Genomic DNA, 13,279 nt, shown 5'->3' with positions numbered 1-13,279 from the left:
AGGGCGGCGCCACGCCTCGAAACGTCCCGCTACCCTGGTTCACTTCGCTTCGCGCGTGATGACGGTGTGGGCCCTTCGGCGAGCGCGCCGGCCGGGACGGCCGGACGGGGACGGCGCTTGCGGCACGCCCGCGCCCCGCGTTACCCGTTCCCCCAGGACCACCTCACCGAGACCGCGATGCGCTTTTCCGGAACCGAGACCTACGTCGCGACCCCCGACCTCACCGCGGCGGTCAACGCCGCCGTGGTCCTGGAGCGGCCGCTCCTGGTGAAGGGCGAGCCCGGCACCGGCAAGACCGTGCTGGCCGAGGAGATCGCCAAGGGGCTGAACGCGCCGCTGATCGTCTGGAACATCAAGTCGACCACCAAGGCGCAGCAGGGGCTCTACGAGTACGACGCGGTCTCGCGCCTGCGGGACTCGCAGCTCGGCGACCCGCGGGTCTCGGAGATCGGCAACTACATCCGGCGCGGCAAGCTCTGGGAGGCGTTCACGGCGCCCGAGCGCCCGGTCCTGCTCATCGACGAGATCGACAAGGCCGACATCGAGTTCCCCAACGACCTGCTCACCGAACTCGACCGGATGGAGTTCCACGTCTACGAGACCGGCGAGACCGTGAAGGCCGTGCGCCGGCCGATCGTGATCATCACGTCGAACAACGAGAAGGAGCTGCCGGACGCGTTCCTGCGCCGCTGCTTCTTCCACTACATCAAGTTCCCCGATGCCGAGACGCTGCAGCGCATCGTCGACGTGCACTATCCGGGCATCAAGCACCGCCTGGTCGAGGAGGCCCTGCGGACTTTCCTGGCGATGCGCGAGGTCCCGGGCCTCAAGAAGAAGCCCTCGACCTCGGAGCTGCTCGACTGGCTGAAGCTCCTCGTCTCCGAGGACATCGCTCCGGAGACCCTGCGCGAGCAGGACGGCCGCAAGCTGATCCCGCCGCTGCACGGGGCGCTCCTCAAGAACGAGCAGGACGTCAGCCTGTTCGAGAAGCTCGCCTTCATGATGCGCCGGGAGCAGCGGGGCGGCTGAGGCTCGCCGCCCGCGTCAGCCGGTCTTGCCCGCGTAGATGTCGGTGATCTGTCCCAGCAGCGTCAGCGCGTCCGCGCGGGAGCGCTGGAAGGCGTTGCGGCCGACGATCGAGCCGAAGCCGCCGCCCGCCTGGATCGCCCGGATCTCGTCGAGGAACGTGGCCTCCTCGGCATGGGCGCCGCCGGAGAAGATCACGATGCGCCGGCCGTTGAAGGCGCATTGCACCACGTGGCGGACGCGCTCGGCCGCGGTGCCGATCGCGATTCCGGTCGACTCGTAGACCTTCCTGGCGGCCGGCTGCTCGATATGGTCGGTGGGCAGCTTGACCTTGATGATGTGCGCGCCGAGCTGGGCGGCGATCTGCGCCGCGTAGCCGATCACGTCGATGGCGGTCTCGCCCGCCTTCGACAGGGCCGAGCCCCGCGCGTAGGACCAGATCACCACGGCGAGCCCGACGCTCTTGGCCTCCTCGGCGATCTCCCGGATCTGGCCGTACATGGCGTTGCGATGGGTCGAGCCCGGATAGATCGTGAAGCCGATGGCGCAGGCGCCGAGCCGCAGGGCGTCCGCCACCGATCCGGTGATCGCCTGCTCGGGATCCTCCTCGTCGGCCAGGAGATCGTGGTCGTTGAGCTTGAGGATCAGCGGGATGCGCCCGGCGTAGTCCCGCGCGCCGGCCTCCAGGAAGCCCAGCGGCGCCGCGTAGGCGTTGCAGCCCGCCGCCAGGGCCAGCTCGAAATGGTAGTGCGGGTCGTAGGCCGGCGGGTTGGGGCCGAAGCTGCGCGCCGGGCCGTGCTCGAAGCCCTGGTCCACCGGCAGGATCAGCATCTTGCCGGTGCCGCCGAGCCGCCCGTGCTCCAGCATGCGGGCGAGGTTGGTGAGCGTCCCGGGGCTGTCCGCCCCGTACCAGGACAGGATCTCGGTGACGCGGGGCGATCGGTCCATCGGGCAGCCTCCTTCGCCAAGGGCCGGCACGCCTTCCGCGCGGGCTCATCCGCGCCGGCCATCCGCGCCGGCACGGCGGCCCGGGTTCCGAACCGGCCGAGGAAAGCCGAGGTTCCCGCACGCCGCGCTTTCGGCTAACCGGGCGCGCGGCTTGCACGGCGCCGCTCCGGTGGACACCGCGCCGCAACGCCACGACGACGCCGGGAATGGCGCTCCGGAGGCTCATGTCAGAGGTCCATGTCATGCGCAGGCTGATCCTGTTGCGGCACGCCAAGTCGGACCGTCCGGCCGGCGTCGCCGACCGAGACCGTCCGCTCAATCCCCGCGGCCGCCGGGCCGCGCCGGCCGTGGGCGCCCATCTGGCGAAGGCGGGCCTGCGCCCCGACCTCGCCCTAGTCTCGACGGCCCAGCGCACGCGGGAAACCTGGGAGGCGATGGCGGCCGGGCTCGGCGATCCGGAGACGCGCTGGCAGCCCGAGATCTACGAGGCGCCAGCGGAACGCATCCTGGCGGTGATCCGCAACGCCTCCGACGCGGCCGGGACGGTGATCGTGGTCGGCCACAATCCGGGCTTGGGCGACCTTGCGGCGGGCCTGGCCGGGGAGGGGCCGCGCGAGGTCCGCACGCGCCTCGCCCTGGAGTTTCCGACCGCGGCCTACGCGGTGATCGACTTCGACACCGCCCGCTGGGCGGAAGTCGCCCCGGGCCGGGGGCGCCTGGACCGGTTCGTGCGCCCGCGCGACATCGACCCGGATCTCGCGGGCTGACCGCTCACGCCACCGGCACCGCGGAGGCGTGGGCCTCGACCTCCGCGTGGGTCGGCAGGGCGGAGCCCGGCGCGAAGGCCTCGAAGGCCGCCCAGAAATCCTGCCGGATGGCGTCGCGCTCGGTCAGGATCTCGTGCCGGGAATCCGGCAGGACCAGGATGTGGCCCGCCTTGAGCCGGGCCGCGAAGCGCTCGGTGTCGGCGGTGCCGCAGACCGGGTCGGCGCCCGCCGCGAGGATCAGCGTCGGCAGCGTGATGCGCGGCGCCGCCCGCGGGTCGCGCAGCCGCGCCATGGCGCGGAACGCCTCGGCGAGCCACGCGATCGTCGGGTCGCCCACGGCGCCGGCGCCGACCTGCCGGGCCGCCGCGGCGTTCCGGGCGTAGCGGACGGGATCGCGCGACAGCCGGTTGCCGGCATAGGGGTTGGTGGCGATCGAGACCGGCTTGCCGAAGGGGATGTAGCGGCTCCCGAGGCCCAGCCGCTGCAGGGCCCGCGACAGGACGGCGGCGCCGGCCGGCCAGCGGATCATCCGGATCGACAGCATCGGCGCCAGCGCCACGAGGCGCCGGAACGGCAGCCAGTCGTCGAGCGCCCCGAGAAGGGCCACGCAGCCGCCCATCGAGTGCGCGAGGCCGATATGCGGTTCCGGCATCAGCGGCACCAGCACGGTCTCGGCCACGGCCTTCAGGTCCAGCCGGTAATCGTCGAACCGGGCGACGTGGCCCTTGTGGGGATCGTCCACCCGGCGATCGGACTCGCCCTGGCCCCGCCAGTCGAAGGCCACCACCGCGAAGCCCCGCGCCCGCAGCTCGTGGATAGTCTCGTAGTACTTCTCGATGAACTCCGCCCGGCCCTGCAGCAGGCAGACCGTGCCGCGGCAGGTCCGCGCCGTGGTCTGCCAGTGGGCCGCCCGGAGGGTGCAGTCGTCGCTTGTGCCCACCGCGATGAGCGTGCCGCCCGGCGGCACCGGGTTGTCGGGCGTGCCGCGCAGGGTCAGGAGCGGCGGCTGCCGCCCGGTCTCACCGTCGAACCGTCCCACAGGGCTCACCTCACGCGCGTCCGTCCGGGACGGGACCCTACCGAAAAAATCTCGATTTCTGCCATCGGCCGGGGTCTTGAACCGGGATTTTCCCCCTCCGATATCTCGTCTGTGCCGGCCTTCGGGCGGCACGAAAGACGGGTCCGGCCCATCGGGCGGACCGGAATTGCATGTTGCTCACACGAGGATATGTCATGCGTCAGTTCGATCTCGCGCCCCTCTACCGTTCCACAGTCGGCTTCGACCGGCTGTTCTCCGCGCTCGACCAGTTCGCCAGCGCCGAGGCTGCGCCCACCTACCCGCCCTACAACATCGAGCGGACCGGCGAGAACGCCTACCGCATCACCGTCGCGGTCGCCGGCTTCACGGAGTCCGATCTGTCGATCGAGGTCCGGGAGAACGCGCTCACGCTGAAGGGCGAGCGCAAGGCCGAGGGCAAGGCGGAGTTCCTGCATCAGGGCATCGCGGCCCGCGCCTTCGAGCGCCGCTTCCAGCTCGCCGACCACGTCCAGGTGACGGGGGCGGCCCTCGAGAACGGCCTCCTCCACATCGACCTCGTCCGCGAGGTTCCGGAGGCGAAGAAGCCGCGCCGCATCCAGATCGCCACGGCGGGCCGCGCCAGCGCCCCGGTGATCGAGGGCGACGTCCGCACCGACTCGGTCCCGCAGGCCGCCTGATCCAGGCTCACGCGGAACGCTAGACTGATGGAGCGCCCCGGCCCCGCGGCCGGGGCGTTTTTTCTGTCGGCGCTGTCATAATGCCGTGTGCGCGTCGTGCTCTTAAGTCCGCCCGGACGGTGCATGACGCGCACCCGGAGTGATACCCGACCATGGTCGCCAATCTCGCCCGCGGAGCCTACAGCGCGCTCGGAGCCGGCTGGCACAGGGGCATGCAGTGGGGCGTCGGCGCGCCGATCGCGAAGCTGCGCCGCCGGCAGATGCAGGCCCGGGACCTCGAGGGCGTCCCGGCCGGGATCGCCGACGTCCTCTCGGCCGAGCGGGCGATCCGCCTCCCGGAACCGTTCGAGGGGCGCAGCCTCGGTCGAATCGGCAACCTGGAGGTGCGGCTCGCGACGAAGCGGTCCGAGATCCGCCGGGCCCAGCGCCTGCGCTTCAAGGTGTTCTACGAGGAGATGTCGGCGGTCCCGACCGGGCTCGCCGCCCTGTCGCGGCGCGACGTCGACAGCTACGACGCGCTCTGCGACCACCTCCTCGTCCTCGATCATGCCCCGCCCAAGCGGAAGAAGCCCTTCGCCAAGCACCTCGCCAAGCCCCGGCCGAAGGTGGTGGGCACCTACCGGCTGCTCCGCGGCGAGGTGGCCGACCGCCACGCGGGCTTCTACTCCGAGGGAGAGTACGACCTCGCGCCGCTGCTCGCCGCGCAGGGCCATCGGCGGCTCCTGGAGCTCGGCCGCTCCTGCGTGCTCAAGCCCTACCGGGGCAAGCGCACCGTCGAGCTGCTCTGGCAGGGGATCTACGCCTACATCCTGCACCACCGGATCGACGCGCTGATCGGCTGCGCGAGCCTGGAAGGCACGGATCCGGACCGGCTGGCGCTGCCGCTCGCCTTCCTGCACCACCACGCCCGCGCGCCCGAGGGCTGGCGCGCCCGCGCGCTGCCGGACCGGGCGGTGGCCATGGACCGGCTGCCGAAGGAGGCGGTGGATTCCAAGGCCGCCCTGCAGGCGCTCCCGCCCCTGATCAAGGGCTATCTCCGCCTCGGCGCGACCTTCGGGGACGGGGCGGTGATCGACCGCCAGTTCGGCACGACGGACGTGTTCGTGACGCTGCCGGTGGAGGCGATCGGCGCCCGCTACCGGGGGCACTTCGCGCCGGCGTCGTGAGGGGCGGGTCGGCGTCCTAAGTCGATCCCACCCTCCACCTCATCCTGAGGTGACCGCGCAGCGGGCCTCGAAAGAGGGCTCCAGGGGGCGCGACGCTTTCTGGAGGGCTGCTTCGAGGCCCGCGCTGCGCTCCGGCACCTCAGGATGAGGGAGACGGGTGGGAAGGACGAAACACCATGCGGTTGCGTCCTAAAGATCCCCCAGGGCCAGCTGCCCCTGGTTGCGCGCCTTCGGCGGCGCGGCCTTGCGCTCCTTGGTCCGGCCCGAGGCGGCGCGCGCGGCGGCCGGCTTCCTGGGCTTCGGATCGCCGCGCATCCGGGCCACCGCCTTGTCGCGGGCGACCGCCTCCGGGGCGCTCGGATCGTCCGTCAGCCACTTGCCGCGCTTGATCACCTCATTCACGCGGCCCTGGTTCACCCCGACCTTGAAGGCGATCTCCTGCTGGGTCATGCCGGTCGTGGCGTGCAGGTCCAGGATCGCCCGGGCGAGTTCCGGGGTCATCTTCTGGCCCGTCAGCCGCCGTGCCGGCTTGACCGTGCGGGTCGCCCGGTCGCGCTCGCGCAGGCGCTCCAGCAGCGCCAGCGCCATGTTCATGCCGTGCTCGCGCAGGGCTTCCTCGAACTCTTTCAGGGTCGCCATCGGCGCCAACCTCCGCCGGGCTCAGGGGCCGGTTACTGGCCGGGGAACGTGCCGGGAACGAAGCGGTTGCGCAAGCTTTCCGGGCGGGTGCCCGACCCGGTGTCGGTGGACGCGCGATGTCATCCACCGGAAATGCCGCCCCTGGCCTGCCCGCGGCCCCTCGGCTACACGGGCCGCATCCGACACGGCAGGCCCCGCCCGCGCACGATGATCAGCCCGATCCGCAGAGTCGTTCCCGGCGAGCCCCGAGGCCCCCTGGCCCGGGAGCTGGAGGCCGGGGCGGTGCTGCTGTTCCCGGACCTGCCCTTCCCGTTCAGCGACTTCGAGCGCCGCTTCACCGAGCGGCCCTTCGCGGATGGCAAGGCCAAGAACGTCAACATCCGCGGCGCGGCCGCGGAACTGCGCGGCGCGTCCGGCACGCCGGAGGAGCAGGAGGCCCTGCGCCAGCTCCTGATCCGCTACCGCGCCTTCGCCCAGGACCTGATCGGCACGTACCTGCCCGCGTATCTCGACCGGGTGAGCCTCGCCGGCACTTCCTACCGGCCCTTCGACGTGGACCGGCGCAAGCTGAGCTGGCGGCGCGACGACACGCGGCTGCACGTCGACGCCTTCCCGTCGAACCCGATCGGCGAGAAGCGGATCCTGCGGGTGTTCCGCAACATCAATCCCGCGGGCGAACCGCGCCTCTGGCGGGTCGGCGAGGATTTCGGGTCGATGGCGGAGAAGTTCCTGCCGCGGCTGCCGGGCTACTCCCCGCTCTCGGCGCGCCTGCTCGCCGCGCTGCGCATCACCAAGGCCCGGCGCTCGGAATACGACCACCTGATGCTGCACCTGCACGACGCCCTCAAGCAGGACGAGGCCTATCAGGCGTCGGCGCCCCAGGCCGACGTGCAGTTCCACCCCGGCGAGACCTGGGTGACCTTCTCGGACCTCGTGATGCACGGCGCCATGGGCGGCCGCTACATGCTGGAGCAGACCGCCTACCTGCCGGTCGCCGACCAGGCCGACCCAACCTTAAGCCCGCAGCGCATCCTGGCGGCCAAGCTCGGCCGCGCTCTTCGCACCTGAGACAGGGACCTCACCGATGATCCTCGAAATCGCGCAGATCGAGATCAAGCCCGGCCTGGAGGCCGAGTTCGAGAAGGGCATCACCGAGGCCTCGGCGATCTTCAAGCAGGCGAAGGGCTGCCGGCATTTCGAGGTCCGGCGCTCCATCGAGCACCCGCAGCGCTACCGGCTGCTGATCCACTGGGACACGCTGGAGGCCCACACCAAGGACTTCACCGGCTCGCAACCCTGGCAGGATTACCGCGCCCTGGTCTCCCACTGCTTCGCCGGCCCGGTGGCCGTGGAGCACGCCGAGCAGGTGCTGAAGGCGTTCTGATCGGAGCCGCTGGCGCGTCAGCGTTGCGACGCAATCCGCCGGTGCTAGGCTCCCGCGCGACCGGCTCCGAAGCGAATCATCGGGGTTGCGGCGGGTGGGGAACAGGCTGATGGCGCGGCTCGGACGGCTCGCGGGTGCCCTGGCGCTCCTCGGAGGGATCGCGGGCGGTCCGGCCCTCGCCCAGACCCCGCCCGCCCAGTCCCCACCTGCGCCCCGCACCGCGCCCCGGCCGGTCACCCCCCTCGCCGCGCCTTTCGCCAAGACCTTCGTCCGGCCCGACCTGGCCAGCGCGGCCGTCCGCCTGGAGACCGCGCTGAAGGCGGAAGCCGGCGGTTCGCTGCGGCCGGCCGGCCAGTCCCGCGCCGCCGGGCTGGCCCTGCTCGCCGCCGACAAGCCCGACGAGGCGCTGACCGCCCTCGCCACCGCCGTGGCGGCCGAACCGGCCGACGCGCGCAACTGGCAGGCCTACGCCCGCGGGGCCGCGGCGGCCCTGGGTGCCCTCGACGACAACGACTACCAGGGCCGGTCGCGCCTGCGCGGCCGGGTGACGGCCGCCGCCTACCGCGCCTACGAGCGCGCCGGGACGGCGGCCGACGCCGCGGCGTCGCTGGCCGCCCTCGGCGCCGCGGAGGCCGAGCAGGAATCCTGGCGCCCCGCGCTCGACGCCTACGCGGCGAGCCTCGCCCTGGCTGAGACCGGTCCGGTCCGGGAGACCTACGAGACCCTGCGGGCGCAGCACGGCTTCCGGATCCTCGACTACAAGGTCGATTCCGACGCGGCCGCCCCCCGGGCCTGCTTCACCTTCTCGGAGGCGATCCGCCCCAAGACCGACTACGCCCCCTTCGTCGCCGTCTCGGGCAGCAGCGCGGCCGCCGTGACCGGGGAGGGCGCCCAGGTCTGCGTCGACGGGCTCAAGCACGGGGGCCGCTACGCCATCGTGGTCCGCCAGGGTCTGCCCTCTACCGTCGGCGAGAGCCTGCTCAAGGCCGCCGATTACGAGATCTACGTCCGCGACCGCGCCCCGCAGGTGCGCTTCACCGGGCGCAACTACGTCCTGCCGCGGACGGGCCAAGCGGGCGTGCCCCTGGTCTCGGTGAACGCGCCCAAGCTCGACGTCGAGGTGCTGCGGATCGGCGACCGCGGCCTGCTGCCGACCCTGCGCTCCGAGGACTTCCTGGGCCAGCTCAGCGGCTCGACCGCCCGGACGATCGCCTCCGAGAAGGGCGTGCGCGTCTGGAAGGGCACCCTCGACACCGCCAAGGCGGAGGTGAACCAGGAGGCCGTCACCGCCTTCCCGGTCCTCCAGGCGGTGGGCAAGCTGGAGCCCGGCCTCTACGTGATGCTGGCCCGCCCCTCCGGCACCGCCGCCTCCGACGAGGAGTACGACACCCAGGCGACCCAGTGGTTCGTGGTCTCGGACCTCGGGCTCACCGCCACCAAGGGCCGCGACGGGGTCACCGTGGTCCTGCGCTCGCTCGCCTCCGCGCAGGTGATGCCGGGCGCCGAGATCCGGCTGGTCGCCCGCAACAACGAGGTGCTGGGCACGCGGACCACGGACGCGCAGGGGCACGTCGCCTTCGATCCCGGGCTCGCCCGCGGGGAGGGCGGTCTGGCGCCGAGCCTCGTGGTCGCGCAGGCGGGCGGCGATTACGGCTTCCTCGACCTCAACCTCGGCGCCTTCGACCTCACCGACCGGGGCGTGAAGGGGCGGCCCGAGACCGGCGGCCTCGACGCCTACCTGTTCCCGGAGCGCGGGGTCTACCGCACCGGCGAGACCGTCCAGCTCACCGCCCTGCTGCGCGATCCCCGCGGCGCCGCCGTGCCGGACCTGCCGCTGACCCTGGTGGTCAAGCGGCCGGACGGCGTCGAGTACCGGCGCGTCTCGGTGCCCGACCAGGGGCTCGGCGGCCGGGCCCTGCCGCTGCCGCTCCTGTCGGGGGCGATGCACGGCACGTGGCGGGTCTCCGCCTACACGGACCCGAAGGCGCCCGCGATCGGCGAGACCAGCTTCCTCGTGGAAGACTACGTCCCCGAGCGGCTGGAGGTGACCCTCAAGGCCCGGCAGGCGGCCCTGAACCGGGGCGAGGCCGCGCAGATCGACGTCGCCGCCCGCTACCTCTACGGCGCCCCGGGCGCCGATCTCGACGTGTCGGGCAGCGTCACCGTGCAGGCGGCGTCCACCAGCGGCATCAAGGGACTGGAGGCCTATTCCATCGGTCTCGACGACGAGGCCGTGGAGCCGGCGACCCAGGAACTGCAGGACCACGCCACCACGAGCGCGCAGGGCGCCACCACCGTCACGGTGCCGGTGCCGCAGGTCGCGGCGCCGCGGGCGCTGGAGGCGAAGATCACGCTGGCGGTCGGCGAGCCCGGCGGCCGGGCGCTGTCGCGCAGCCTGACCCTGCCGATCCTCCCGGCCAACCCGGTCCTCGCCCTGCGCAAGGGCTTCACCGACCTGAAGGAGGGCGGGATCGCGGGCTTCGACGTGGTGTTCGCGCGCCCCGACGGGGCGCTCCTGGCCCGGCCGGGCGTGAGCTGGACCCTGTCGCGGATCGACCAGTCGTACCAGTGGTACCGGGCGGACGGGCGCTGGTCGTTCGAGCCGGTGAAGTCCGCGCGGCGCGTCGCCAGCGGCACCGTCGACCTCACGGCCGCCGGCCCGGGCCGGATCGAGGCGCCGGTCGGCCTCGGCCGCTACCGGCTGGAGGTCTCGACCGCGGGCGCCCCGGAGGCGAGTGCGAGCCTCGGCTTCGAGGTGGGCTGGGGCGGCTCCGAGACCGCGGAGGCGCCCGACCTGCTCGACCTGACCCTCGACAGGGCCGCCTACGCGGCCGGCGACACCCTGCGGGCCAAGCTCAGCCCGAAGTTCAGGGGTCAGGCTAGCCTGATGGTCGTCAGCGACCGCGTGCACCAGACCCTGGAGGTCAGCGTGCCCGAGGGCGGCACCACGGTCAGCATCCCGGTGAAGGCCGAATGGGGCGCCGGCGCCTACCTGGTGGCCACCGCCTACCGGCCCCTCGATCAGGCGGCCAAGCGCTTGCCCGGCCGGGCGCTGGGCCTCGCGTGGTTCTCGGTGGACCGGGAGCGGCACAGCCTCGGCGTCGCCCTGAAGGCGCCGGAGCGGGCGCGCCCGCGCCAGGACCTGACCGTGCCGGTCCAGCTCACCGGGCTGAGGGCCGGCGAGGCGGCGCGGATCACCGTGGCGCTGGTCGATGTCGGCATCCTCAACCTGACCCGCTACGCGGCGCCGGACCCGACCCAGTACTTCCTCGGCCAGCGGGCGCTCGGGCCGGAATTCCGCGACCTCTACGGCTACCTGATCGACGGCATGCAGGGCTCGGCCGGGGCGATCCGCTCCGGCGGCGACGCGGGCGGCGGCGAGCTCGCCGATTCCCCGCCGACCCAGGCGCCGCTGGCGCTCTATTCCGGCGTGGTGACCGTGGGGCCGGACGGCGCGGCCAGCGTCACCTTCCCGATCCCGGCCTTCAACGGCACCGGGCGCGTGATGGTCACCGCCTGGAGCGGCGACCGGGTCGGGCAGGCGCAGGCCGACGTGATCATCCGCGATCCGGTCGTGCTCAGCGCCACGCTGCCGCGCTTCCTCGACACCGGCGACCGGTCGCGCCTGTTCGTGGCCCTCGACAACGTCGAGGGGCCGGCGGGCGAGTACACGGTTGACCTGATCCCGGCCGGCCCGGTGGTGGTCGGCGCCAGCGCGCTGCGGCAGACGCTGCGGCTGGAGGCCGGCGCGAAGGGCCAGTTCGCGATCCCCCTCACCGCCGCCGGACCCGGCACGGCCCGGCTCGACCTCGCCCTGTCGGGGCCCGGCCTCCCGGCCGCCCTCAACCAGAGCTTCGCCCTCGGGATCTCGCCGGGGACGGGCGCCCTGCTGCGCCGCTCGGTGCGCAGCCTCGCCCCGGGGGCGAACCTGACGCTGACCTCGGACCTCCTCGCCGACCTTCAGCCCGGCACCGGCAGCGTCTCGCTCTCGGCCACGGCCCTGCCGGGGGTCGACGTGGCGGCCCTGCTCCGGGCGCTCGACCGCTACCCCTACGGCTGCTCCGAGCAGGTGGTGAGCCGGGCGATGCCGCTGCTCTACGTCAACAAGCTCGCGGCATTGGAAAAACTCGCCCTCGACGCGGGCGCCGACGAAAGGGTGCGGGAATCGATCGATCGCCTGCTCGCCCGCCAGGATTCGAGCGGCGATTTCGGCCTGTGGTCGGCGCAGGGGTCGAGCGACCTCTGGCTCGACGCCTACGTGACCGACTTCCTGACCCGCGCCCGCGAGCGCAATTTTTCCGTGCCGCAGAAGGCCTTCGCCCAGGCCCTCGACTACCTGCGCAACGCGGTGGCCAACGCCACCGAGGTGCGGGGCGGCGGTGCCGACCTCGCCTACGCCGCCTACGTGCTCGCCCGGAACGGCCGGCCGGTGATGGGCGACCTGCGCTACCTCGCCGACACCAAGATCGGCGACTTCTCCTCCGCCCTCGGGCGGGCACAGCTCGCCGCAGCTCTGGCGCTGCTCGGCGACCGCGGCCGGGCCGCCAAGACCATGGAATCGGCGCTCACCGTCCTGCGCGCCGAGCGCGACAAGGGCGTCTACCGCGCCGATTACGGCTCCCGACTCCGCGACGGGGCCGGGCTGATCACGCTCGCCGCCGAGAGCGGGCTGGCGCAGGGGGCGCTGGGCCCCGCGGCTTCCGTGCTCGGCGAGGAGCAGCAATCCGAGCGCCCGACGAGCACGCAGGAGAATGCCTGGATGGTGCTCGCCGCCGAGAGCCTGTCGAACGAGGCGGGCACGCTGTCGTTCAGCCTGGACGGCGCGCCGCAGACCGGGATGCTGGCGCGGGTCTACCGGGAGGCGGCCCTGGCCGAAAGGGGCGTTCAGCTGACCAATACCGGCCGCGCGCCTGTGCAGGTGGCCGTGACCGTCAACGGCAGCCCCCTGGCGCCGGAGCCGGCGGCGCAGCAGGGCTACACGATCGAGCGCAGCTTCCGCCGCCTCGACGGCAGCACCGTCGACCCGGCGAGCGGCCTGCGCCAGAACGACCGGCTCGTGGTGGTGCTCAAGGTCACGGAGGCCAAGGCGGAAGCGGCGCGGCTCCTGCTGGTCGATCCGCTGCCGGCGGGGCTGGAGATCGACAACCCGAAGCTCCTCGACGCCGACGCGCTCCAGGGGCTCGCCTTCGCCAAGTCCGACGTGCAGCCGGTCCACACCGAGTTCCGGGACGACCGGTTCGTGGCGGCCTACGACCGCGACCCGAGCCAGTCGGCCTTCTTCACCGTGGCCTACACGGTGCGGGCGGTCTCGCCCGGGACCTACGTCCATCCGGGCGCCACCGTGGAGGACATGTACCGGCCGGCGCGGTTCGGCCGGACCGCCTCGGGCAGCGTGACGGTCGGGGCGGCGAAGTAGGGCGGGCGGCGTTCGCGCGCTCCGCTCGTCGGGGTCCGCCCGTCATCGCGAGCGCAGCGAAGCGACCCAGGGCAGCGCGCCATCGGTGAGCGTGGCGCTACCCTGGATTGCTTCGCTGCGCTCGCAAGGACGGTGGTGCGGAGGCCGTCGTCCGGATCCGACTAGGACGTCACGGCGCAACCCGCCGGGCCGGGCTGCTGCGTTGCGGCGGGCACAT

Annotated in this window: 10 protein-coding genes; 7 read left to right on the top strand and 3 right to left on the bottom strand. The window is 72.9% G+C overall.

Annotated features, from left to right (window positions below; all coding sequences use genetic code 11):
* The first annotated feature begins 177 nt into the window (after window positions 1-177).
* Complete coding sequence (locus tag MMSR116_RS25015) at window positions 178-1,029, top strand: AAA family ATPase (protein WP_039894050.1); 852 nt, start codon at window positions 178-180, stop codon at window positions 1,027-1,029.
* A 15-nt stretch (window positions 1,030-1,044) separates the two neighbouring features.
* On the opposite strand, the gene MMSR116_RS25010 is transcribed toward MMSR116_RS25015, so the two are convergent.
* Entirely contained in the window at window positions 1,045-1,974 is a 930-nt protein-coding gene (locus MMSR116_RS25010) for a class I fructose-bisphosphate aldolase (protein WP_010685595.1), read from the bottom strand.
* A gap of 242 nt (window positions 1,975-2,216) precedes the next feature.
* On the opposite strand from MMSR116_RS25010, the gene MMSR116_RS25005 reads away from it, so the two are divergent.
* The gene (locus MMSR116_RS25005) at window positions 2,217-2,741 is read left to right on the top strand and encodes a SixA phosphatase family protein (protein ID WP_010685594.1); all 525 of its coding nucleotides are present in this window, start codon (window positions 2,217-2,219) and stop codon (window positions 2,739-2,741) included.
* A 4-nt stretch (window positions 2,742-2,745) separates the two neighbouring features.
* Here MMSR116_RS25005 and MMSR116_RS25000 read toward each other — a convergent pair whose 3' ends face one another.
* Window positions 2,746-3,780, bottom strand: a complete 1,035-nt coding sequence (locus MMSR116_RS25000) for an alpha/beta fold hydrolase (RefSeq protein ID WP_010685593.1) — start codon at window positions 3,778-3,780, stop codon at window positions 2,746-2,748.
* A 194-nt stretch (window positions 3,781-3,974) separates the two neighbouring features.
* On the opposite strand from MMSR116_RS25000, the gene MMSR116_RS24995 reads away from it, so the two are divergent.
* Together MMSR116_RS24995 and MMSR116_RS24990 are read left to right on the top strand one after the other, a co-directional pair.
* A complete protein-coding gene (locus tag MMSR116_RS24995; protein WP_010685592.1) occupies window positions 3,975-4,457 on the top strand; it encodes an Hsp20 family protein in 483 nt (160 codons plus the stop codon).
* 152 nt (window positions 4,458-4,609) lie between these two features.
* Window positions 4,610-5,623, top strand: coding sequence for a GNAT family N-acetyltransferase (locus MMSR116_RS24990; RefSeq protein WP_010685591.1), 1,014 nt, complete (start codon window positions 4,610-4,612; stop codon window positions 5,621-5,623).
* A 189-nt stretch (window positions 5,624-5,812) separates the two neighbouring features.
* Here MMSR116_RS24990 and MMSR116_RS24985 read toward each other — a convergent pair whose 3' ends face one another.
* Window positions 5,813-6,262 (bottom strand): hypothetical protein, encoded by a 450-nt coding sequence (locus tag MMSR116_RS24985; RefSeq protein ID WP_010685590.1) that lies wholly within the window; start codon window positions 6,260-6,262, stop codon window positions 5,813-5,815.
* Window positions 6,263-6,469: 207 nt separating this feature from the next.
* Between MMSR116_RS24985 and MMSR116_RS24980 the strand changes: the two genes are divergently transcribed.
* The 3 genes from MMSR116_RS24980 (at window position 6,470) to MMSR116_RS24970 (ending at window position 13,062) form a co-directional block, all read left to right on the top strand.
* A complete protein-coding gene (locus MMSR116_RS24980) occupies window positions 6,470-7,330 on the top strand; it encodes a Kdo hydroxylase family protein (RefSeq protein ID WP_010685589.1) in 861 nt (286 codons plus the stop codon).
* Window positions 7,331-7,346: 16 nt separating this feature from the next.
* Window positions 7,347-7,646, top strand: a complete 300-nt coding sequence (locus MMSR116_RS24975; protein WP_010685588.1) for an antibiotic biosynthesis monooxygenase family protein — start codon at window positions 7,347-7,349, stop codon at window positions 7,644-7,646.
* 109 nt (window positions 7,647-7,755) lie between these two features.
* The gene (locus MMSR116_RS24970; RefSeq protein WP_010685587.1) at window positions 7,756-13,062 is read left to right on the top strand and encodes an alpha-2-macroglobulin family protein; all 5,307 of its coding nucleotides are present in this window, start codon (window positions 7,756-7,758) and stop codon (window positions 13,060-13,062) included.
* The last annotated feature ends 217 nt before the right edge of the window (window positions 13,063-13,279 follow it).

The organism is Methylobacterium mesophilicum SR1.6/6 (assembly GCF_000364445.2).
Taxonomy (GTDB): Bacteria; Pseudomonadota; Alphaproteobacteria; order Rhizobiales; family Beijerinckiaceae; genus Methylobacterium; species Methylobacterium mesophilicum_A.
Note: the sequence above shows the minus strand (reverse complement) of the source record. Positions and strands in the feature narration are given on the sequence as shown.